This window comes from Caballeronia sp. KNU42, assembly GCF_053760385.1.
In genome coordinates, this window is the sequence record NZ_CM132390.1 from 141,785 (window position 1) to 164,735 (window position 22,951).

The following is a 22,951-nucleotide window of genomic DNA, read 5'->3' on the forward strand; positions in this document are numbered from 1 at the left end:
GAGCGAAGTGCTCAGGCGAGCGCATATCCGGGAGCAAGTCAGTCGGTTTTCTTGCTGAACGCTTCGAACGCCTGCTTGTAATCCGAATGCCAGCGCGACAGCGGCGGACGGTTCTCGACAACGTCTCCCGCCGCCCACAGGATGCGTCGCTCGTCGAGGGAGCGGGGCACGTCGTTGTCGGGGCAGAGAATGTAGAAGTCGCCGGCACTCAGGCGTTCGATCATGAAATCGACGGTTTGCTCAGCCGTCCAGGCGCCGGCCGGCTTCTCGGTGCGGCCATGAGCGGCAAGGTTCGTGAACACGAAACCCGGGATCAGCAAATGAGCGCTCAGCCGGCAATCCGGCGTGTTGCGCAGTTCGTGCTGCAGCGCTTCGGTGAACGCCTTCAGCCCGGCTTTCGACACGTTATAGGCCGGGTCGCCGGGCGGCGTGGTGATACCTTGCTTGGAGCCGGTGTTGATCACCAGACCCGGGCGGCCGCGCGCAATCATGCCAGGCACAAAAACCTGAGTGCCGCGAATGGCTCCCCACAGGTTGACATCGAGCACCCGCTCCCAGTTGGCGGCCGGACCGAACATGGAACTGCCCGGTTGAATCCCGGCGTTGTTCATGAGGATATCGGTGCCGCCGAAGCGATCTCGAACCGCTGCCTCCAGTCGTTGCAGGTCTTCGACGCGGCTGACGTCCGTCTCGATGGCCATGACATCGTCCACTCCATGGGCCGCCAGAACAGCGACTTCCTGCGCTGCATGCGCGAGTCGCTCCTCGCCCAGATCCGCGATGCACACGCGAAGTCCGAGTTGCGCGAATCGCCTGGCGGCGGCGAGGCCGATACCGGCAGCGCCACCCGTGACAACGGCGACGGATCCGGCTGTGAAAACGAAGTGTGGCATCTATAATCCTTCCTGGACGAGTGCTTGGCACCCTACCCTGTCGATTATCTCTGATCTTCAACTTCGCAACAATTCCTCAAAGCCTGCACCGAAGTCACCTGCCGTCTTCGCGACTCATTATCGCGATCCTTGCTGCCAGAGCGGTTATCAATGATGCGAGTACAGCGCCTGACTCTGAAGCGCGGCTACCGGTGCTTGTGATCCGAATGCTGTCCCGTTGGATACCCCGCCATAGGATGTGTCGGCAGCCGATGACGTGTGGATACGCGCTTCGGCAGCTTGAATATCGGCTGGGTAATTCAGGTCTTTGCGCGCAGGGTTATAGCCGGCCTGCTCGACCTGCACGAGATCGGCCTTGACTTGCGCACGCGTAACCGGTGCGTTGCTCGCCTGTGCAAACGAGAGCGTGGGAGCGGCGAGAACAGCGACGGCAAATACCGCACAGATGAGTGATTTCATGATGGCTGCCTTTCAATGTCGGTGGGATGGTGTTGCTCACCATGAGCAGCACCTGATTCGCATTGTGCGTATCCGACCATGACCTCACCCCAACTTTTCCATTACAAATCTGTTATCCGAGTCTGTGCTGTGCCGACATCCGCCACGCCGCGTACAATATATGGACGGGGCTGATCCTTTCATCTGCTCGGCACGACATTGGCCGAGACAATCGTAGTTTTAGCAATACGATACGTCATCCTCAGTAAAGCAAGCACCGATCCAGACACGCGTTCCTGACGTGGCTGAGAGCATCAACCAAATGAAAATTGGATTGGCACGGTCGACCCACCGCACCAACCCTGCACATCCAGGACAAGTAAATGGATCTAAAGCAGCTTGAGTGTTTCATTGCCGTAGCCGAAGAACGTCACTTCACCAGGGCGGCACGACGGTTGAACATCGTGCAGTCCGGTCTTTCACAAACCATACGCATGCTTGAAGATGACCTCGGCGGTCCATTGCTCGTTCGCAGCACGCGCCGAGTTGATTTGACGCCTGCCGGAAAGGTTCTGTTGAAGGAAGCGGCACACGTGCTGGCAGCGGCCCGCGAAGCGCGCCTGGCAGTCACCCAGGTGCACGGCCTCGCTCGTGGGCAGTTGCGCATCGGCTCGATTCAGAGCCTCGCGCCGTTCGTTGACTTGCCGGCCTCCCTAGGGCGATTTCGCAACCGGTTTCCTGGAATCGATGTCCAGTTGCTGCTGGATGGTGCAACGCCTTTGCTTCATGAGGTAAACGAAGGACGGCTTGATCTCGTTTTTACCCAACCCGGAGAAACAGGTGCCGGGATGGTGACAAAAATGCTGGCGTGCGAGGACGTTGTAGTTGTCTGTTCGCCGAGCCATCCATTGGCTGATGGGCCGGCGACCAACATGTTGAGCCTGCTGGACGAAACGTTCGTTGACCTCAAGCCCGACTGGGGAATGAGACGTCTCCTGGACCGGGGCTTTGCGGCTCTTCCAGGCGCTCGTACGACCGCTTTTGAAGTGAATGACATATCGACGCTGCTGGATCTGGTCGCCCAGGGCCTGGGCATAGCGCTCGTACCCGAATCAATCGCGCGCGCACGCGCCAAGGACGCGCGCGCAAGCCCGATCGCAGTGGCCAAACTATCCGACAGTGCCGCGCCTTGCTGGGAGCTCGTTGTCGCGTTCAAGGGACATAACGGACAACCATCCCATCGTGTCACCAAGACCTTCCTGGACCTGCTGATTTCAAAGCGCGGCGTCCCGGTTCAGTATCAGAGTCAATGATCTTTTCTTGCAGCTCAGGACGAGCTCACCTGCCTCGCCGAGCGTTGGAGCGCTGTTGCCGTGCTCTGCAGACCGTCGTTCACCTTGGCGGACAAGTCGGTTCCCTGACGTGCAAATTCTGACAGGCATAGTCGGGCTTCAGTTGCGGATGAATCGGTTGATGCTTGCCGCTCTTATCGGCGTGCTGGCCGTTTCCGTACAAAAAGTCACTGCTGCTCGCAACAGTAACATCTCCGGCAATACCGCCAGACATTGACATGCTTGCTGCCTTGCATTCGACAGGCGGCAAACCAGACAACGCGGTGACCAGCGTCAGCAAAGGTAGTGCGATACGAGCGTTCATGGTATGTCGACAAGGTGCGTTTTGATTACCGGATGATGATGTAGATCACTCGGTGTCAAGTTTCTCTCACAGATCCATTTTATTCAGGAATCCGACATTTAATTTATTAACGTTCATCATTTCGTTTCAGCGCTGCTGTCTATTATCGCCAACGCATCGTAGTCTTGAGCAGATATTCCCCTCCCTTTTGACAGGAACGCAGCGAGTTGCCACATCGCCTGATCACTCTGCGTCTTTCCGAATGAAGGCATGCCAGTCATCTTGACGCCGTTCTTGATGACCCAGAACATCAGCCTCGGATTATTCCGTCGATGAGCATCGAGCAATGACGGAGCAAGCGGCAGGATTCCCTGTCCAATCGAACTAAGCTCTCGACCAGGCGCTCCATGGCAGTACACGCAGGTTGAGTTGTAAAGACGCGCGCCTGCCCGAACATTTCCTGCACTAACCAGGTCGGCTGGCGCCACTATATTTTTAGCGTGCCGATGCAGGGATTGCGTATACGTCTCATGCAAAACCCAAGCGACCAGGGCGTTATGTCCGGATGAGGCGGAAACGTCGTAGATACCCGACTCCATGAACGCCAGTCCGCCAGCAACAATCGCAACAGCGCCCCCTATCAGCACCAGGCCTGCCTTGCCACGTCCTGAAAGTGATTTTTTCGTCAATACGCTCATGTTATGCACCCGTCGAACCGCAGTGGAAGTTGCCTTTAGTATGCGATCTCGACATTGCGCCACACCGTCAACAACATTACCGTTTTGTTATCCGACGTACCAGGGATGTGTTGATGACTCGACTCATCAGGCACCTGAAGGTACATCCGGGTTGTGCACGAGGAATAGAGATCGGAGCAAGCATTGCGTATCTATACATAATTTGTATTCCTTAATATAAAACGGATAAAATTTGGTGGAAAGTTCCACACCTTCGTCGAACAACGTGACTTCGTCGGGAATCGCTATGGTTCAACGCTGCGCTTGCCGCCCTTTCGCAAGAAATACGGATGCTTGAACGCGAGCTTGTAGATGGCTGGCGCCGGACCGCATTTGCACCGGCGCTGAATGGGCGAGTTAGTGACCGAGATCGTCCAGCTGCGTCACGAAAGGGCGTATCCTTGCATCCTCCGGATTCACGTACACGACATCGGACGGCACACGCCGGGGTGCATCAACCGTGAAAAATACGGCGGGAGACTCCAGAATCTCGGTAATTGCGTGCACGGTGTTTCGTTCAAACGTGACCAGCTGGCCGGCCGTGAGCACGCGTGGGTCCTCGTCCTCGATGGAAAATTTCACTTTGCCGGTCAGGAGATAGAGATGCTCCTCGCATGTCTCATGGTAGTGCCGAGGTATTGGATAGTAGACGCGAAAAATTCGCGAGCTTGCTGAGGGCTCGTCGGTGAGATAGGTATCCACGATGGTGCTGAGCGCCTCGTCGGGAAACCCCTTGATGATTTCATTCACGTCGAAAAAATTGAACACTTTCTACCTCTGCGTCAGATGCGTGCCGGACAGGCCGCTCGATCTCGATGATGTCGCGCCATCCCTGGTTATTCAACAGGACAGCTTGAATAGATTCAGCACCAGTAGAGATCAATCCCCTGTCACACAAAACACCCTGGCGAGAAACGCATGCACGACATTTGACACGCGAACCGTATCCAGGTCGGCCGCATCGAGAATCTGGTCGAGCGTTTCGAGCGCTTGTCGCCGTCTTCGCTTCATCTGCCGCTACGCCGGTGCATGACTAACTGAAGCGCGCCGTATCCGGCGCGCGCCGCTCAGCTAGGCTGATGTGTCCTCCCCGCCAAGGCGTGCGCCGCCCGCGCCGCCACCGCCCGGCGCATCGCCGGCGTGGCCGCCCGCGTCGTCGTCGTGATGGGGCATCTTGTGCGATACCTCGTCGAGCTTGTCGCCAAGCAGCCGCCGTACGACCACATAGAACACCGGAATCAGCAGCAGGCCGAGGAACGTCGCAAACAACATGCCGCCGATCACGCCCGTGCCAATCTCGTGACGCGAAGCGGCGCCTGCGCCCGACGAGACAACAAGCGGGAACACGCCGAGGATGAAGGCCATCGAGGTCATCAGGATCGGGCGCAGTCTTAGCCGGGCTGCGCTCAGGACGGCATCGCGCAGGGTCATGCCTTGTTGCTGCCCCTCCACCGCGAACTCGACGATCAGGATCGCGTTTTTCGCCGCGAGTCCGATCACGGTCACGAGACCGATCTTGAAGTAGATGTCATTCGGTACACCGAACGATAGGCAGAACACGAGCATCCCAAGCATGCCCAGCGGCACGACGAGCAGCACGGCGGCCGGAATCGACCAGCTTTCATACAACGCGGCGAGACACAGGAACACCACCACGATCGACAGCAACAGCAGCGTTATCGCCGACGAGCCCGACAGCAATTCCTGGAACGACTGCCCGGTCCAGTCCGCCGCGAATCCCGCCGGCAATTGCCGGTCGACAATGTTCTGCAGCACATCGATCGCCTGACCCGTCGAGTAGCCCGGTGCGGAGTTGCCGACGATCTCGATCGCGGAGTAGCCGTTGTAGCGCGGCAGCACCGTCGGCCCAAAGCTCCATCTGGCATTCACCACGCTTGCGAGCGGCACCATGTTGTAGGGGCTTATCGACGTATTCGCAGGCGACGGGTCGACGGCTGTAGTGAAACCGTTCGACGCGCTCGCGCTGCCCGATGACGACTGGCCCGCGGTTGTGCCAGAGTTTGTGCCGCTCGTGCCGCTCGTGAATAGGCTCGGCGTATACAGGTGCTGGAGCGCGTCGAGCCCCATCCGGTACGGCGCATCCGCCTGGATATAGACGCGCTTCACGCGCCCGCCGTAAGTGAACTGGTCGATGTAAAACGGCGCGAGCTCCATCTGGAGCGTGGAGTACACATCGGTCAGCGACAGGCCCATCGACTGGGCCTGGGTACGGTCCACCGCGATATCGAGTTGCGGTGCGCTCGGCAGCGAGTTGGGACGGATCCCGAACAGCACCGGGCTCTTCGTCGCTCCCCCGAGCAGCGTGCCCGTGGCCTGGGCGAGTTCCGCGCGCGACTGGCCTTCGCGCGCCTGCAGATACATGTCGATGCCGCCGAACTGGCTAAGACCGCGGATGGTCGGCAGATTCACCGCGAAGATCTGCGCATCGGAAATGCCATGCAGGGTCTGGTTGATCTTCGGAATCAGTGTCATCGCGGTGTCATGGCGCTTGTTCCAGTCCGCCAGCTTGATGAACGACATGCCGACGTTTTCGCTTGTGCCGACAAAGCTGAAACCTTCCGGCTGGAAAATCCCCACGATTTCCTTGCTGAACGGACTGTTCGCGAGCTTGTCGCGCACCTCGGTCATCACGTGATCCGTGCTCTGCAGCGTCGAGCCGGGTGGCAGGTTGATGAGTGCGAGCACGAAGCCCTGGTCTTCGTCAGGCACGAAGCTGGTCGGCAGTTTCGTATACAGGAAACCCGTCAGCACCACCACGAGCACGAATCCGATCATCCAGCGCGGTGCATGGGTCACGGCCCGGCCGGCATGGCCGATATATTTGTTAGTTGTCCAGTCGAAAGTGCGGTCGAACCAGCGGTAGAACGCATTCTTCTTCGTCGCGTGTTCGGGCTTCAGGATCGCCGCGCACAGCGAAGGGGTGAACGACATCGCGAGGAACGCGGAGAACCCCATCGACACCGCGATCGTCAGCGCGAACTGCGCGTAGATGATGCCGGTCGCGCCCGGCTGCAGCGCGGACGGGATGAACACGGCGGACAACACTACCGTGATCGCGATGATGGCGCCGGTGATCTGGCCCATCGCCTTGCGAGTCGCCGCCCTTGGCTCCAGATGCTCCTCGGTCATGATGCGTTCGACGTTTTCGATCACGACGATCGCGTCGTCCACCACGATGCCGATTGCCAGCACCATGCCGAACAGCGTCAACTGGTTGAGCGTGTAGTGCAGCGCCGACAGCCCGATGAAGGTCCCGAGCAGCGCCACCGGAATCACGAGCGTCGGGATGATCGTGGCCCGCAGGTTCTGCAGGAAGATCAGCATCACGAAGAACACCAGCACGATCGCCTCGATGAGCGTGCGGATCACGTCCACGATCGACGCGGTAATGAAAGGTGTGGTGTCGTAGGGCACGCTCCAGACGACGCCTTCCGGCAGATCCTTCGCGAGCGTCGCCATCTCGGCCTTGACTGCCTTCGCGACCGCGAGCGCATTGGCGCCCGGCAGCAGGAACACGGCCATCCCCCCCGCCGCCTTGCCGTTATAGACCGGCGCGAAGCCGTAGGTCTGCGAGCCGAACGACACCCGCGCCACGTCACTCAGCTTGACCGTGGTGCCGTTGTTGTTGGCGACAATGATGATGTCCTGGAACTGCTTGATCGACGAAAAGAGGCTGTCGCCCGTCACGTTCGCCGTAAACACCTGCCCTTTCACCGCCGGATCCGCGCCCAGCGAGCCGGCTGCGAACTGCGCATTCTGCGAGTTCACGGCATTGAGCACCTGCGTCGTCGACAAGCCGTAGCTCTGCAGCTTGTTGGGGTCGAGCCAGATGCGCACCGCGTACTCGGAGCCCAGCAGCGTGGTATTGCCGACCCCGTTCACACGGCCGATGTTTGGCTGGATCTCTGACGCGAGGATATCGGAGAGACGCCCTGCATCGATCGCCGGATTATCCGATTGCAGCGCGACGAACATCAGGATGTCCGGGCTCGCCTTCGCCACCACCACCCCTTGCTGCGTGACTTGAGTTGGCAGCAGCGGCTGGGCGAGCGTGACCTTGTTCTGCACCTGCACCTGGGCGATGTCCGGGTTGGTGCCGGTCGCGAACGTGAGGATGATCTGCGTCTGGCCATTCGAGCTCGAGTTCGAACTGAAATACAGCAGATTGTCGATGCCCGTGAGCTGCTGCTCGATCACCTGGGTCACCGTCGACTCCATCGTCCGGGCGCTTGCGCCTGGATACTGCGCAGTGACCGTCACCTCCGGGGGCGCGATGTCCGGGTACGAATCGATCCCCATGCCGTGCACAGAGATGATGCCGAACAGACAGATCAGGATCGCGATCACCCAGGCGAAGACGGGGCGGTTGATGAAAAAACTCGGCATGTGCGCTCTCCTACTTCGCCAGGCCGGCCGAAGCCGCTGACGCAGTGGCAACCGGCGCGGCCGGGGGGCTCGACACTGCAACCGGCATGGGAGCTGCGGGTGCTGCGGAAGCCACCGCCGCAGGCGGCTGCCACGCGACGGGTTTCACCTGTGTGCCCTCCCGCGCCATCTGCACCCCCGTCACGATGATCTCGTCACCGTCCGTCAGCCCCTGCGTCACGATCCAGTTGTTGCCGAGGCTATCGGTGGCCACGACGTCCTTGCGCCCCACCTTGTTATCCGCGTTCACGACCAGCACGTACGCGCCGACCGTGTCGCGCTGCACGCCCTGCTGCGGGATCAAGAAAACGTTTTTCTGCGTGCCGAAGTTGACCGTCAGCGTCACATACATGCCGGGCAGCAGACGCCGCTGCGGGTTCGCAACGAGCGCACGCAAATTGACCGAGCCGGTCGCGGCATTCACCGATACATCGGAGAAATCGAGCGTGCCCGCAGTGCCGTACGACGCACGATTAGGCAGCGAGATCTTCACCGTGGTGTGATTCTGCTGCGAGAGATCGACTGAACCTGCGCTCTGGGAGTCCTGCAGCGTCACCAGATCAGCCGAGCTGATCGTGAAGTTCACGTACATCGGATCGATTTGCTGGACGGTCGTGAGCAGCGTGCCGCTTCCACCCGTGTCCGACGTGCTGCTGCCGACCACCGCGCCCGCCGTCACCTGTTGTTGTCCGGCGATACCGCCAATGGGCGCCGTCACCCGCGTGTAGTTGAGCGAGACCCGTGCGCTCGCGACGGTCGCCTCGTCGGCCTTGATCTTGGCGGCGGCGCTGCGTTCGGCGGCATCGGAATTGTCTACGGTTTGCTGCGAGACCGATCCCACCGGCAGCAGCTTGCGGTTACGCAAGGCTGTGATGTGATCGTTGACGTAGGTGGCCTGATCCTCGGCCAGCAACGCGAGGTCATTATTGAGCTGCGCGCGGTAAAAGACCGGATCGATCTCGAACAGCAACTGCCCCGCGCGTACCTGCGAACCCTCGGTGTAGTTGCGCCGCAGCAGCACGCCCGACACGCGGGCCGTTACGTTCGCGCTGTAGTAAGGCGAAAGCCGGCCGACGAACTGACGTTCCAGCGGGACCGATTGCGATTGCGCCTTCACCACGGCCACTTGCGCAGGTGGAGGCGGCGGCGCACTTTTCGAGCAGGCGGCGAGTACGATCAGACACAGATACGACAGCGCCGAGCGCTGAGAACGTGACTTCATGAGGACTCCGTTCTTGCTTGAGACCGGTCCGCGCGGGCTCCGCGTGCCGGACTGTATGGAATAGCTTTTAAGTCAGTCGGCGACCGCCTCCGGGGCAGGCCGCGCTGGCGTTTGCATAGCGGACGACGAAGCGGACGACGAAGCGGGTGATGAAGCGGGCGACAAAGCGGATGATGCAGCAGCAGTGGGCGCCGGAGCGACCTCGGCGTCGTCGCGCTGCCAGCCACCACCCAGGTTCTTGACGAGTTGCACGTTACTCTCGGCGAGCAGCGCCTGCGTGTCGCGCAGATTCTGCTTCGCCTCGAGCAAGGTCAGCCGTTGCGTCAGCAAGTTCTGCTGGCTGACCGCGCCGGCATCGAACTGCGCCTGTTCGCTCGCGAACAGCCGGCTGTTGCTGTCGTACACCTTCGCGAACGAGTTTGCCTGCGCCCTCAGGTGATTCATCGAAGACAGGTTGTCCTCCACGCTCTGGAAGGCCGTCAGAACCGTATTACGATAGTTTGCGACATCTTCGTCGTAGGTCGCACGCGCGCCGCGCACCGCGGCCGTGCGTGCACCGCCGTCGAAGATCGTTTCCGCAAGCTCGGGGCCGAGCGTCCAGAAACGGCTCGGCACGGTGAACAGATGCGCCAGCGTGTTGTGCGCGAAACCACCTTGGGCCGAGAGCGTCAGGGACGGATAGAACGCGGCTTCGGCGACGCCGATGCCCGCGTTGGCCGCCGCCGCCGTGCGCTCGGCACTCACCACGTCGTAGCGTCGCTCGAGCAGTTGTGAAGGCAGGGGCGGCGGCACGGCAGGCGTAAGGAAGGGATAGTCCGGATCGGACGCAATGTTGAATGACGCCGGCGGAACACCGGTCAGAACGGCAATCGCATGCTCGTCCTGCTCGCGTGTCGTTTCGGTCACCTGCAGGTCGGCGATGATCGTCTCGAGGTTCTCCTGCGCGTTGAGCACGTCGTCGTTGGACGCCTGGCCCTCTCTGAACGCGGTTTGCACCATCGCGAGAATCCGGCTGTCGATGTCCTGCTGCTCCTTCAGCGAATGGATGTCGAAGTCAGCCTGGCGCAGTTGAAAGTAGTCGCTCGCGACACTCGCCGCGATCGAAATGCGCTCACCGGCAAGCTGCGCATCAGACGATTGTGCGTTCGCCTTCGCTTGCTCGAGCTGGCGCCGTATCTGGCCCCACAGGTCCAGTTCCCAACTGACGCTCCCGGTAGCCGCGACGCTGTTGCCCGCTCCGGCAGATGACGAGCCGGTGCTTGCCGCTAAAGCGCCAATGTTGCCCCCGGAACGCGCACCTGACAGACCTGCCTTGACGACCGGGAACAGGCCCGCCCGGTCTTCCTCCACCGTCGCCTGCGCGACACGGTAGGCAGCTTCCGCCGACGCGATCGACTGGTTGGCTTGCAACGCCTGTTCGACGAGACCGTTGAGCTTGTCATCGCCATAGCTGCGCCACCATGTGCTCGAGATCGCAGCTTGCGGATTCGCCTCGGCGCGCTGCCAGTCGACGCCTTCCTTGAAGCCTTCCGGCACCTGGACCTCGGGCTTGCGATAGTCCGGGCCGACCATGCACGCAGCGAGGGACGTAGCGAAGATGAGCGCGACGCCGCTCTTCACCACGCTCCACGATCGGGAGCGTGCATCGCTTACGTAAGAACCGCGCAAGGTCCGACAATCACCTTTCAAGTGAAGTCTCCTGTGCCGACCGGAGTTCGCGCTTACTTTGGTTCTTTAGCGCTTTCTCCGGTCCCATGCAGACGCGTTCTGCATACCGGATTAGCAGTCCGACTACGGGATGAACCGTATTCTAGCGAGACGACGCAGACCTTGCAGATTTGGGCAGCAAACAGACCCGGATGACGATCGATTTCTACTTTTTTGACTAACGGCTTTCAGCAGAATGGAATAAAGCCCAGGGTTCTATCAACTCCCAAGTCTTTGGAAAATCAACTTGCAGTTCGTCGAGCAAGCTTCCACCAGACACGCGCGATGCATGCCGGCTCCTGCGCCAAATGTCAGGAGGTTGCGCGCCAATGCGCTAGCGCCCTTGATGCGCAATCTTTAACCCGTCCTGAATACGCCCTTGCTCAAACCGTAAGTTCGATGTAATTTCCATACCTAACTAATGCGGGCTAATGTCTGAGCAATACCCGGGCGTTTCATCTCGTATGCGCGGCATCCGCGCGTCTATGCGCCCGATCGACAATGGCGGCCACTGTGGCCTGCGCATGCGCGCGCCGCTTGGCCCGGACGATGCGGAATACCCGGGCTTGGCTATCGGGATGAAGTGCCCAGTAAAGCGCTGCGATCCAGCACACGACCGTCCAACCAAACAATGCGTTCAGCAGCGCCAGCAACAAGACGTTGCGTCGTCCCTTTCGGTCAGCCAGGATAGCTGGCAGGAAATACACTACGACCGCAGCGGTAACCGCAACGCCCTCTAAAAGGTAGCGAAACATCCTCACCTCCTGCTCGACTTGTCACATCAAAAAGCTGCCATTAATCCAAAAGCCATAGGTAATACTACGATCGCCGCTATTTAACTTAAAGAGGTGATTAGCGAAAACATTATTAGCTTGAACGCAAGAATCCCTGATTCCATTTTTGAATGAGGGTTGTTCTGCTTGATGTGACGGGCGGCGGTGACCGGACTGCGAGGCCACGATCGACCGTCGCGAGCAGGCCGGTTAAGAAGCGCTGCGGCGATTGCGGTTTCCGCCATAAATGGGGAGTGCGCCGGGGTGCGCGCCGCTAACCACCACGCATGACTACCGCCGTTCGATATCCTTAAGGAAGCTGGAAACCTTCACCAACCCCTCTTGAAGGACATCGAGCGGGTTGCCGAAACCGACCCGGATATATCCTTCCATATCGAACGCACTGCCCGGCGTGAACATCACGCCCGTCGCCTCTATAAGCGATGTACAAAAGTCGATCGACGACATGTCGACGTCAAACTTGAGCAGACAGACCGTCGCGGACTTCGGCTTCACATACGACACCAGCGGCTCCTTGCCGATCCAGTCGTCGAGGACGTTGAGATTGGTCCGCGTAATTCCGTGGCTACGCGCAAGGATCTTGTCCTTGGCCTCCAGCGCAATGGACGCAAGATAATCGTCGATCATCCCCACGCTGATGGTGTTGTAGTCCCGATGAATACACACCGCGCGAATCAGTTCGACCGGCCCGGCAATCCATCCCAGCCGCAATCCGGCCAGCGACCATGTCTTCGACATGCTGCCGGTACTGATACCCCGCTCATAAAGATCAGCGACAGACGCAGTGAACCCCGAGCCATCCTGGTCCGTGCCCCGATAAACCTCATCGCACAAGAGGTATGCGCCGCAGGATTGAGCGATGCTCACGACTTCCTTGAGAAAGGCTTCATCCATCAGCGAGCCCGTCGGGTTGTTCGGGTTGTTGATGGCGATGAGCTTCGTCTTCGTGCCTGCCAGTTTGCGAAGCTCGTCGAGATCCGGCAGGAAACCATTCTCTTCGCGCAGCGTCATGGTCTGCACGTCGGCGCCGTAGCTTTCGGGAATCGAGTAGTGCTGCTGGTATGTCGGCAACACCGCGATCACACGGTCGCCGGGCTCGATCAACGTCTCGTACACCAGTGCATTGCCACCAATTGCGCCGTGCGTCACGACAATATTCTTCGGCGTCTGCCGTTCATATAAAGCCGCAATATTCGCCCGCAACCGGTCGGATCCTTCGATCGCTCCGTAGGTCAGCTTCATCGGCAGAAGCTCGTCAAGCAGGCTGTCACGCTTACCGGTCAGTTCGAGTAATTGCGCGACCGTCAGCGATTCCACGCAGGTTTCAGCGAGGTTATAGCGCGCCTCATGCTCGTACCGGTCCATCCAGCGCTCGACCAGAAAGTCCTTGATGTTCATTGCAATCTCCGTTGGTCAGCTACCTCTGACGATAGCCGACATGATGGGCGAAAAACACAGCCGGACCAGGTCACGCCTGCTGACTCGGCCAACAACGACGCCGTTCGTTTTTCGTTTGACTGATTGTATTTTAAAGTCTATCTTAGACTAATAAGTACATTTCGGTAAACAACAAGACGCTCAGGACACCACATTCCCGACGCGAAGGAACTGGCCGTACGAATCGACATCGACATCGACATCGACATCGACTAATGACTAAAGCACGCAATCTGAAAATCGCATCCGGACGAGCCCCTGAGCTCACAGCTAACCCGCCGTCCAAGCGCAGGATCAAACGCAGCGAACCGCAACCGTCAGCCGAGTTGCTCGCTCGCTACTGTGCAATCGCCGACGGCATCGTCCTGTTATTTCCGCCGTACACGGAAGTCGTCATCCACGATCTCAACACGCAAACCGTGGTGCATGTGGCGAACAACCAGTCCAAACGCGAACTGGGCGACGAATCATCGCTCGACGACATCGAGTTCGATCCGGACGAGAGCGTGATCGGCCCCTACGAAAAACTGGGCTGGGACGGCCGCAAGATTCGTTCGGTCAGCATCGTCGTGCGCGGTGACGAAGGCCGGGCGATCGGTGTCATGTGCATCAATTTTCATATTGCAGCGCTGGAACAGGCCAGACAGGCGCTCGACCTGCTCCTCTCAAGCACGGCGCTGCAACCGCAGCCCGAGAAGCTGTTCCAGGACGACTGGCAGGAGCGCGTGAATGTCTTTCTTAACCACTGGCTGCAGGAACGCAAGCTCGCGCTGTCCATGCTGACGCGCGAGCACAAGCGCGCGCTCATAGAAGCGTTGCATGAGGAAGGTGCGTTCAAGGGCAAGAGCGCGGCTAACTACGTGGCGAAGGTGCTGTCGATCGGCCGCGCGACGGTGTTCAATTACCTGAAGGAACTGAGGGGCAACGAATGATGGATGATCTGTTTCAGCGCATCGAGCAAGCGCATCGCGCTATTCGACCGCAGGTAGGCGTGACGCCGCTTGCGTTCAGTCCAATGTTGTCGAAGCAAACCGGATGCGACGTGTACCTGAAGTGCGAGCATCTGCAGCATACCGGCTCGTTCAAGTTTCGCGGCGCGACCAACAAGCTGCGTCTGCTGGATGCCGATGCCCGCCGCAACGGCGTGCTCACGGTCTCGAGCGGCAATCATGGTCAGGGCGTCGCGCTTGCGGGCAAGCTTGCGGGCGTGCCCGTCACGGTCTATGCATCCACATCCGCAGCGGCAATCAAGCTTGACGCCATTCGTGCGCTGGGCGCCGAGGTGGTCACGCTCAACGACACAACGCTGGCCGTTGAACTGGAAGCCGCGAGGCAAGCGAAGCTCAAGGGCATGGCGTTCGTGTCGCCTTATAACGACCTGGACGTCATAGCCGGCCAGGGCACGATCGGCATGGAGTTGCATGAGCAGGCAAGCGGCACGATCGCCGATCTGGCTGCGGTGTTCGCCTCTGTCGGCGGCGGTGGCCTGATTTCCGGTATCGGCACAGCGGTTAAAACGCTGCTTCCACAAACAGACGTGATCGGCTGCTGGCCTGAAAATTCGACTGCTTTGTATAGCTCGCTCAAAGCGGGAAAGATCATTGACGTTGAGGAAAGCGAAACAATTTCAGACGGCACCGCAGGTGGCGTTGAACCCGGCTCCGTGACCTTCGATATTGGCCGGAAAGTCATTACCGGCACGGCGCTGGTGACGGAAAAAGAGATCATGGCAGCAATGAGACTGCTTGCGCAAACCGACCGCTGGATGGTGGAAGGCGCGGCCGGGGTCGCACTCGCGGCAATGCTGAAACTCAGCTCCCGGTATCAGGGCCGCGCGGTAGCCGTGATCCTTTGCGGACGCAACATCATGCTGGATAAATTCATCGAGGCCGTTAAGTGACACCGCGATCAACCTGCCGCGCTGAAACTCGTACCGTAATACGGCTGCGATAAAGTTTTCGCCGAGCGGATGAGGTCCTCGAGCATGGCCGCGCGCTTGTTCGGGTCGGTGTCGCGGCTCGTCATGAAGCACAGCGCCGCAACCGCTTGTCCGTTCTTGTCTCGCACGGGCGCCGCCATGCAATATCGAAACGTGTGGGACAGGCCTTCCGTGCAGAAAAACCCTTGTTGCGCGGCGCGCTCGACGTCGCCCAGGAACTCCGGCACTTCGATTCGCTTGCCGTTGTCGAGCACGAAGTCTTCTTCCGGAATCAATGCTCGAATCTCGCTCGCACTCAAGTGACCGAGCAGCAAGCGGCCGGAGGCGGTCCACGGAATGGGGACTTTCACGCCTATATCCGAACTGATGTTGAACGGACGCGAACTGTTTTCCGACAGCACCACGGTGTACTTGTTGCCCTCGAGCATGCAGAGCTGCGCGGTCTCGTCGTGACTGCGCACCAGGCCGAGGATCGCCTGGTGGGCCCGGCTGATCAGGTCGTTGTGCACCGCATAGTCGGACCCGTAATAGTGCATCTCCCGGCCGAAGAACACGCTGCCGTCCGCACCGGCTTCCAGCCAACCGGCCTCGGTCAGGATCGTCACCAGTTCGTAGATGCTCGAACGCGGCGCACCCGTTGCTTCAATCAGTTCGCGCATGGTCATGGGACGCCGCACGCTATGCAGTTGCTTGAGGATGGAGACGACCCGGTCGACTCCCCGCGCCCTTGAAGATTCCTGTACAGACATGACTCAAACTCCGTCGGCAATATGATTCGCTTTTTCGTTTTTTGACTGACGCGAGTTTAGCGCGTGGACGCTGGCTTATTGCACTCGAATGCCGCACTTGCATACTGAGCGTGCGCCGGCCACGCTCAATGGTCGAGTACCCGGTGCAGGAACTGCTGCGTGCGCTCGTTCTGTGGGTTCACGAAGATCTGCTCAGGCGCGCCCTGTTCTGCTATCACGCCCTTGTCCATGAACACCACGCGGTCCGCCGTCTTGCGCGCGAAACCCATTTCATGCGTGACGACCACCATGGTCATGCCGTCGCGTGCAAGGCCGCGCATGACCTCGGTGACCTCGCCGACCAGTTCCGGGTCGAGCGCGGAAGTGGCTTCGTCGAAGAACATGATGCCAGGCTCCACGGCCAGCGCGCGTGCAATAGCCACCCGTTGCTGCTGGCCGCCCGACAACTGGCTCGGGTAATGATCGGCGCGGTCGGCGAGACCTACGCGATCAAGTGCCTCCATCGCGCGCTTGCGGGCGTCCGCCGGGTTCATCTTGCGTGCCTTGATCAAGGCCAGCGAGACATTGCCCAATGCATTCTTGTGCGGGAACAAATTGAACTGCTGGAACACCATGCCCACGTGACCACGAATTTCGCGTGCGCGGCGCGCGTCGTGGAGCGGTACTTCGTTGACCCAGACCTCGCCGGCGTCGGCGGTTTCAAGGCCGCTCATGATTCGCAGCACGGTGCTCTTGCCGGAACCCGACGCGCCTATCAGCACGAGCACTTCGCCCTGGTGCACGTCCAGCGTGATCTGCTTGAGCACCTGGGTCGAGCCGAACGACTTGGTGACGCCGCTTAAGTTGATGATGGGTTTAGACGAACTGGCGGTGTTCATGACAACAGGCTCCTTCTTCGATCATGGCGGCGCACCCACCGCGACAGGGGAAAGCACACAATGAAATACAGCACGGCAACCAGGCCATAGATTTCCACCGGCTTGCCGATCCGGTCGACAATCGCCTGGCCCTGATGCATCAACTCCGACATGCCGATCATGCTGACAATCGACGTGTCCTTGATGAGCGATAAATACTGGCCGATCAGCGGCGGCAGCACGATCTTTCCGGTCTGCGGCAGGATCACCGAGAAGAACGCCTGCGTCTTGCTCAGTCCGAGGATCTGCGAGACTTCCCACTGCCCCTTCTGGACCGATTCAATGCCGGAGCGGAAAACCTCGGCAATATAGGCGCCCTGATAAACGCTAAGTCCTATTACGCCGGCGGCGAATACGTCGATGGCGTAACCAAAGTACGACACGCCGAAATAGATGAACATCAGCGTGATCAGAACCGGCGTGCCACGAAACAGCTCGGTATAAAGCCGGGCAAGCCGCGGCGTACCCCAGGGTCCGAAAGTACGTAGGACGGCGGCCAGCAGCCCCACAAGCGTGCCGCCCACGATGGCCGCTACAGAAAGAATGAGCGTTGTCAGCAGGCCTTGAAGCAGGATGGGAAGGCTGGACGTCAACAGGTCGCTTGTCATGGTCACTCTCCTGTTCCAGGGCTTACGCGACGCCTGATGAACAATGGCCGGCGCGCGCGTTTTGCCAACACGAGCGGCGGATGAAACAGCCGCGCCCCAAGCATCCCGGCAACCCACGACAGGAAGTTGCTCAGCACCAGATATGCGATCAGCGTGATCGTGAACGTCTGGATATACAGCAACGTGCGCGAGTTGATCACCGTCGCCATGCCCGTCAGCTCCGGCAATGCGATAGCCGACAGCAGCGATGTCCCGAGCAGAAGCTGGATCAGGTTGTTCACGATCGCGGGATAGACGGCGCGCGCGGCCTGCGGCATGATCACCTCGATGAAGATCTGCGAACGCTCCAGCCCGAGAATGGATGCCGCTTCCAACTGACCGCGCGGCACCGACTGAATCCCCGCCCGGAACACTTCAGCAAGGTACGCACCAACGTTGACGCCGAGCGCAATCACACCAGCCGTATAAGCATCGAGCGTAATGCCCATCGACGGCAAGCCGAAGAAAACAATGAAGATCTGCAGCAGCACCGGCGTGTTGCGGATCACCTCGATATAACAACTCGATATCGCGCGCAGCACCGCGACGCGCGACGTGCTGGCGAGCGCGGCCAGCAGACCGAGCAGCATCGCGACGACGAAGGCCAGCAACGTGACCTGAAGCGTCAGCCACGCCGCCCGGACAAAATCGTTCAGATAGCCCGACAGGGTCACCCATTGATAGCTCATTGCTCCTCCATCGCAAGCTGTGCGCGTTGCATGCTGCGTGAGCGCTTCAATACTGCGGATTCAGCGGGAAACGCGGATCGGCGCCGAACCACTTCTTGTAGAGCTGGGCATTCTGCTTCGACGCGTTGACCTGGAACAGGAACAGGTTCAGGTAATCGAGCCAGACCTGATCGCCCGCCTTCACGCCGAACGCGTTGTATTCAAGCGGAACCAGCGCTTCGTCGGTCACGGTCAGCTCAGGGTCGAGCGAAGCCTGATACGCGAGGAAGTTGTTGTCTTCGATCATCGCGTCGGCCTGGCCCTGCTTGACTGCCAGAATGGCCGCCTGCGAACTGTCGAATTCCTGGATCTTCACCTGCATGTTCAGCGCGCGTACTTCGTCGCCGTTCGTCGATCCCTTGACGGTGGCAATCGTGCGGTTGGACATGTCCTTGATCGACTTGATGCCGCTGCTCTTCTTCACCAGCAGCGCCTCGCTGGCCACAACGTAGGGATTGGTAAAGCTGATTTCCTTGGCCCGCTCCAGATTGCGCGTGAAATTGCAGAACACCACGTCGACCTTGCTGGTCTGCAGGTTCGGAATACGGTTGGCGCTCGTTGTATTCACCACTTCGAGCTTTACGCCCATTTGCTTCGCCAGCTCTTTCGCCAGGTCGACGTCGTAACCGTCAGCCGCCCCATCCTTGTTATAAAAACCGAAGGGCGCGAAGCTCAGGCAGTCGCCCACGCGCAGCGTGCCGCGCTGCAAGACCGCCTTGAGCGTGGACTCAGCCGAGCCATCCTGAGCCGGCGTGGCAACCTTGGTGCAACCGGCCAGCGTCAACAGACCGGCCACCGCGAATAAACAGGCGATACGAGCGCTTTCTTTGACAAGTCTCATTTGGGTCTCAGCCTTGAAAGTGAAAATGTCAGTTCAGGGACAAACGGCGGCGGCCAGAGAGGATCCTGGATTCAACGCCCTAACCATGCCGGCGCATGGGCCTGCATAAAACGATGTTGCGCACAGCCCTGCCTCGCGTGAAAACGCGGCCAGGCCGAATAAAGCGAATTAAATTGATTGTCTGATATATCGGAAACATGTCCGGCACAGCAGATGACTGAAGTCTTTCACAGAAAAAAACACGTGGCAATGGGGAATGCCGCTGATTCGTAACGACGGTTTTAAGCATCTAAATACAGCATCGCATTTCGCTTAACGCCACAACCGTTGCGAATATCTGGGGGTTATTGTTCGTACGGAATTCGAGTGACGAGGCCTGCGCAGCCTGGGCGATGCGCGTCGTTTCGGTTCGCCGCAGTTGAAGAACTCGGCGCCTCAACGACCACGCGTGTGAACGGCGACAACTACAAGAAGAACGGTTTCATCCCGGCGAGCGCCAGTACCAGACGACTCTATTCTGGACAATATGATAAGTACTTCGAGGTTTTTGGAGCGTCGCCTGGATCGCAGGTTCAGAGGCAGACGTGGCGCCTCAAAGCGGACTTCTTCGCAAGCCGCGTGAGCGGCAAACGAAGCGCCGGCCGTGAGACTTGAGTCTTTGACAGGCTCATCCAAAGCTGCACGGCTAGCCGTCTATCAAGCTGTCCGTGCCGCGCCGGAAGTTGCCGAATCAATATTCCGGGTCTTCAGCGCGAGCAGCAACACGAACAAGGCGGAACACAATACCGGCACGGACGCCGCATGAAACAGCGACGCATTGGACCAGTTCAGCGCGATCAATTGACCGCCGACCAGCGGCCCGATCACCGAGCCAATACGCCCGATGCCCAGGCTCCAGCCGATTCCCGTCGAGCGCACCGACGTCGGGTAATAATGCCCGGCAAGTGCATTGACCGCCGGCTGGCCTCCGACCACGCAGAAGCCGCCCGCGAATACGACGATCAGTAACCACGGCAATGCATGCGCCACGGTACCGATCATGCCAACGAAGATGGCCGCGAAGAAGAAGCATACGAACAGCACCCGGACAAAGCCAAAGCGCTCGATGAACCAGCCAAGCAGCAAGGTGCCGAGCACGCCGCCCGTCTGCAGTGCCGTACCGACAATCACCGCGGTTCCCGGTGAATAGCCGGCATCGCGCATGACGGTCGGCAGCCAGTTCGACAGGAAGTACAGGTCGATCAGGTTCATGAAGCTGATCGACCACAAAATCAGCGTCACCGCAGTACGGCCCCCGCGGAACAACTCGGCAACAGGCGCGCCACCGGTGTTCTTTTCCCGGACCACGATGACCGCCGTTGCGCCAATCCGCAATGTGGGATCGAAGCGAGCGAGCCATGCCCGTGCACGTTCCTTGTGACCCTTCAGCACCAGGAATTGCAGGGACTCGGGCAAGGTCATCGTCATGGCGACCACAAGCAGAAGCGGCACCACGCCGCCCAGATAGAACACCGAGCGCCAGCCGTAGTTCGGGATCAGCCATGCGCTGACAAAGCCGCCCAGCGCGGCCCCGAGCGTAAATCCGCATGAAACAAGCATCATCCGCTTCACGCGATGCGCTTGCGGACTAAACTCACCGACGAGCGCCATGGCGTTCGGCATGATGCAACCCAGGCCGATACCCGTGACAAAGCGCACCGCAATCAACTCGGGGATCGTGGTGACGAAGGGGGTTGCCAGCATCAGCAAGCCGAAGCAAAGCATCGACAGGATCAATACCGGCCGCCGCCCGATCTTGTCGGCGAGTACCGAGAGACCCAGCGCACCAATCAGCATGCCTAACAGACTTGCGCTGAACACGGGACCGAGTGACGCCTTCGAAACATGCCATTCGCCGATAACGCTCGGGGCCACGTAGCCCATCGCCTGGGCGTCGAAACCGTCGATCACGAGGCATAAGCCACACAGCAAAAGCAACACGAAGTGGAACATCGGCCGGTGTGTTTCGTCGAGCACCCGCTCTACTTCGATCACGTCGGAATTCATGAATGGTCCTCGCTTGTGCGCTCACACCGGAGCAGGCGAACAAATCGCTTCGCGCGGTGTATCGATGCCGCCTGATTCGGTTCTAAAGGAGAAGATCAACGCCGCATTGACCTGTGATTTCACGCTTGGCAGCAAACCCGCGCCATGCGGCCGACGACGCCAGATGCACCATCGCACCGCGCTTCAGGAATTACGAATTGTACAATCCGTTTCCCAATAGTGAATTTACGTTAACCCTTATTCGACCTTCAATTGTCAATTGAAAAATCCGGGCGAGCCAGGGCGCACGTGCCGGATGGGATCATCAGCCGTGCAGCAGGATGCATTGTCAAAGTGAAATGTCAGACGAAAGACCCTTCGTTTGCGCGGTGCAAACCGGAAGGGCCCAGATTGATCGGTCAGAAGCGCGGGACGCGCGAAACGAATAAGTGAATTGAGGCTCGGCGACGACCTAGCCTGCTCTGTCTACCTGACTTCCGACACCTGCACCAACGCATCGATGGCAAGGGCATAACCCTTGACACCCAGACCGACGATGATCCCACGCGCCGCCGGCGAAATATACGAGTGGTGACGAAACGATTCCCGCGCGTGGACGTTAGAGATATGCAGCTCGATTAGCGTAACGCTCGCGCCCTTGATGGCGTCGTGCAACGCGATCGACGTGTGCGTGAAAGCACCCGGGTTCATCACGACGCCGAGCATGTTGCCCGCCGCGATCTCGCGGCCCGCCTCGTGGATCCAGTCGATCAGCACACCTTCGTGATTCGACTGCCGGCACTCCACCTCGACTCCGAGCCGCTCGCCGGCTTCCTTGCAAAGCGTCTCGACCGTGGCGAGGGTGTCGGACCCATACTGCGTGGGTTCGCGCTGACCGAGCAGGTTCAGGTTGGGTCCGTTGAGAACGAGCACCTTCTTCATGACATCACCTCATCAATATTTGATCTGCGAAACCGCGCGCAGTTGTTCGGGCGTAGCCGTGCCGAAACCAAAGAATTCCAGGTAGGCCGGAATCATTTCGAAGAGCATGTCGGTGCCGACCTGCACCGTGCAGCCCTTCTCCTTGGCCGCGCGCAGCAACGGTGTGTATTCGGACATCATGACGACTTCGCCAACGAACGTGCTGGGCGAGATGCGGTCGATGTCGAACGGCAGCGGGTCGCCCTCGTTCATGCCGAGCGGCGTTGCATTCACCACCACGTCATAACCTGCGGGGTCCCTGGACCCTGTCGTGACCACAAGCTGCGAATAGTGCTTGCGCAAGCGCTCAGCGAGCGCTTCAACTGCTGCGGTGTTGGTATCGAACAGGGCGAGGTCCGCCACGCCCGCCGCCGCCAGCGATGCCGCAATAGCCGAGCCCACACCGCCGCTGCCGAGTACGAACGCACGCGACCCCTTCAGTGACCGGCCCTTGCGTTCGACGCCGCGCGTGAACCCCTCGCCGTCGAACTGATCGCCGAGCAGCGTGCCATCGGGGCGCCGAAGAATGGCGTTGCACGCGCCGGCAATGCGAGCTGTCGGCGTCATTTCATCGACGAGACTCGTAGTCGTGACCTTATGCGGCATGGTCACCAGCGCGCCGCGAATGTTGGTCAACCGGAACAGCGATTGAAGCACGCTCGCATAGTCCTCGGTCTTCACGCCCATCGGCATCACCACTGCGTCAATGCCGTTCTGCTCGAACCAGGGGTTGTAGATCATGGGCGCCTTGAATCCCTCCGTCGGATAACCGAGGTGGGCAATCAGGGTGGTTTTTCCGCTAATCATGGCTGCAT

Annotated in this window: 22 protein-coding genes; 3 read left to right on the plus strand and 19 right to left on the minus strand. The window is 59.6% G+C overall.

What is annotated here, in order from left to right; genetic code table 11:
* Positions 1–38 precede the first annotated feature (38 nt).
* Positions 39–893 carry an SDR family NAD(P)-dependent oxidoreductase gene (locus tag ACSOSP_RS32080; RefSeq protein ID WP_455314692.1) on the minus strand — a complete coding sequence of 285 codons (855 nt, stop codon included), beginning with the start codon at positions 891–893 and terminating at the stop codon, positions 39–41.
* A gap of 147 nt (positions 894–1,040) precedes the next feature.
* The gene (locus tag ACSOSP_RS32085; RefSeq protein ID WP_455314693.1) at positions 1,041–1,352 is read right to left on the minus strand and encodes a DUF4148 domain-containing protein; all 312 of its coding nucleotides are present in this window, start codon (positions 1,350–1,352) and stop codon (positions 1,041–1,043) included.
* 362 nt (positions 1,353–1,714) lie between these two features.
* Between ACSOSP_RS32085 and ACSOSP_RS32090 the strand changes: the two genes are divergently transcribed.
* Complete coding sequence (locus ACSOSP_RS32090; RefSeq protein WP_455314694.1) at positions 1,715–2,644, plus strand: LysR family transcriptional regulator; 930 nt, start codon at positions 1,715–1,717, stop codon at positions 2,642–2,644.
* Between the two features lie 79 nt (positions 2,645–2,723).
* Here ACSOSP_RS32090 and ACSOSP_RS32095 read toward each other — a convergent pair whose 3' ends face one another.
* The 9 genes from ACSOSP_RS32095 to ACSOSP_RS32135 all read right to left on the minus strand — a co-directional run bounded on the left by ACSOSP_RS32095 (position 2,724) and on the right by ACSOSP_RS32135 (position 13,270).
* Entirely contained in the window at positions 2,724–2,987 is a 264-nt protein-coding gene (locus tag ACSOSP_RS32095; RefSeq protein ID WP_455314695.1) for a hypothetical protein, read from the minus strand.
* Between the two features lie 116 nt (positions 2,988–3,103).
* Positions 3,104–3,664 (minus strand): c-type cytochrome, encoded by a 561-nt coding sequence (locus tag ACSOSP_RS32100; RefSeq protein ID WP_455314696.1) that lies wholly within the window; start codon positions 3,662–3,664, stop codon positions 3,104–3,106.
* A gap of 396 nt (positions 3,665–4,060) precedes the next feature.
* Complete coding sequence (locus tag ACSOSP_RS32105; protein WP_455314697.1) at positions 4,061–4,471, minus strand: cupin domain-containing protein; 411 nt, start codon at positions 4,469–4,471, stop codon at positions 4,061–4,063.
* A 111-nt stretch (positions 4,472–4,582) separates the two neighbouring features.
* Entirely contained in the window at positions 4,583–4,714 is a 132-nt protein-coding gene (locus tag ACSOSP_RS32110; RefSeq protein WP_455314698.1) for a hypothetical protein, read from the minus strand.
* A gap of 60 nt (positions 4,715–4,774) precedes the next feature.
* The gene (locus tag ACSOSP_RS32115; RefSeq protein WP_455314699.1) at positions 4,775–8,110 is read right to left on the minus strand and encodes an efflux RND transporter permease subunit; all 3,336 of its coding nucleotides are present in this window, start codon (positions 8,108–8,110) and stop codon (positions 4,775–4,777) included.
* A 10-nt stretch (positions 8,111–8,120) separates the two neighbouring features.
* Positions 8,121–9,371 carry an efflux RND transporter periplasmic adaptor subunit gene (locus ACSOSP_RS32120; protein ID WP_455314700.1) on the minus strand — a complete coding sequence of 417 codons (1,251 nt, stop codon included), beginning with the start codon at positions 9,369–9,371 and terminating at the stop codon, positions 8,121–8,123.
* Between the two features lie 72 nt (positions 9,372–9,443).
* Positions 9,444–11,060, minus strand: a complete 1,617-nt coding sequence (locus ACSOSP_RS32125) for an efflux transporter outer membrane subunit (RefSeq protein ID WP_455314701.1) — start codon at positions 11,058–11,060, stop codon at positions 9,444–9,446.
* Between the two features lie 473 nt (positions 11,061–11,533).
* On the minus strand, positions 11,534–11,833 hold the full coding sequence (locus ACSOSP_RS32130) for a superinfection immunity protein (protein WP_455314702.1): 300 nt from the start codon (positions 11,831–11,833) through the stop codon (positions 11,534–11,536).
* A gap of 309 nt (positions 11,834–12,142) precedes the next feature.
* Positions 12,143–13,270 (minus strand): aminotransferase, encoded by a 1,128-nt coding sequence (locus tag ACSOSP_RS32135; protein WP_455314703.1) that lies wholly within the window; start codon positions 13,268–13,270, stop codon positions 12,143–12,145.
* A gap of 254 nt (positions 13,271–13,524) precedes the next feature.
* Between ACSOSP_RS32135 and ACSOSP_RS32140 the strand changes: the two genes are divergently transcribed.
* Positions 13,525–14,241, plus strand: a complete 717-nt coding sequence (locus ACSOSP_RS32140) for a helix-turn-helix transcriptional regulator (protein ID WP_455314704.1) — start codon at positions 13,525–13,527, stop codon at positions 14,239–14,241.
* A complete protein-coding gene (locus ACSOSP_RS32145) occupies positions 14,238–15,209 on the plus strand; it encodes a threonine/serine dehydratase (RefSeq protein WP_455314705.1) in 972 nt (323 codons plus the stop codon). The genes ACSOSP_RS32140 and ACSOSP_RS32145 overlap by 4 nt, the downstream gene beginning before the upstream one ends.
* A gap of 8 nt (positions 15,210–15,217) precedes the next feature.
* Here ACSOSP_RS32145 and ACSOSP_RS32150 read toward each other — a convergent pair whose 3' ends face one another.
* The 8 genes from ACSOSP_RS32150 to ACSOSP_RS32185 all read right to left on the minus strand — a co-directional run bounded on the left by ACSOSP_RS32150 (position 15,218) and on the right by ACSOSP_RS32185 (position 22,943).
* Positions 15,218–15,997, minus strand: coding sequence for an IclR family transcriptional regulator (locus ACSOSP_RS32150; protein ID WP_455314706.1), 780 nt, complete (start codon positions 15,995–15,997; stop codon positions 15,218–15,220).
* Between the two features lie 125 nt (positions 15,998–16,122).
* Positions 16,123–16,875, minus strand: coding sequence for an amino acid ABC transporter ATP-binding protein (locus ACSOSP_RS32155; protein ID WP_455314707.1), 753 nt, complete (start codon positions 16,873–16,875; stop codon positions 16,123–16,125).
* A complete protein-coding gene (locus ACSOSP_RS32160; RefSeq protein WP_165103612.1) occupies positions 16,872–17,522 on the minus strand; it encodes an amino acid ABC transporter permease in 651 nt (216 codons plus the stop codon). Before ACSOSP_RS32160 ends, ACSOSP_RS32155 begins: the two co-directional genes overlap by 4 nt.
* Before the next feature lie 2 nt (positions 17,523–17,524).
* Complete coding sequence (locus ACSOSP_RS32165) at positions 17,525–18,250, minus strand: amino acid ABC transporter permease (protein ID WP_455314708.1); 726 nt, start codon at positions 18,248–18,250, stop codon at positions 17,525–17,527.
* A 46-nt stretch (positions 18,251–18,296) separates the two neighbouring features.
* On the minus strand, positions 18,297–19,130 hold the full coding sequence (locus ACSOSP_RS32170) for an ABC transporter substrate-binding protein (protein ID WP_031365050.1): 834 nt from the start codon (positions 19,128–19,130) through the stop codon (positions 18,297–18,299).
* Between the two features lie 696 nt (positions 19,131–19,826).
* The gene (locus ACSOSP_RS32175; protein WP_455314709.1) at positions 19,827–21,176 is read right to left on the minus strand and encodes an MFS transporter; all 1,350 of its coding nucleotides are present in this window, start codon (positions 21,174–21,176) and stop codon (positions 19,827–19,829) included.
* A gap of 465 nt (positions 21,177–21,641) precedes the next feature.
* Positions 21,642–22,097, minus strand: coding sequence for a type II 3-dehydroquinate dehydratase (gene aroQ, locus ACSOSP_RS32180; protein WP_455314710.1), 456 nt, complete (start codon positions 22,095–22,097; stop codon positions 21,642–21,644).
* Between the two features lie 12 nt (positions 22,098–22,109).
* Positions 22,110–22,943 carry a shikimate dehydrogenase family protein gene (locus ACSOSP_RS32185; RefSeq protein WP_455314711.1) on the minus strand — a complete coding sequence of 278 codons (834 nt, stop codon included), beginning with the start codon at positions 22,941–22,943 and terminating at the stop codon, positions 22,110–22,112.
* Between the last annotated feature and the right edge of the window lie 8 nt (positions 22,944–22,951).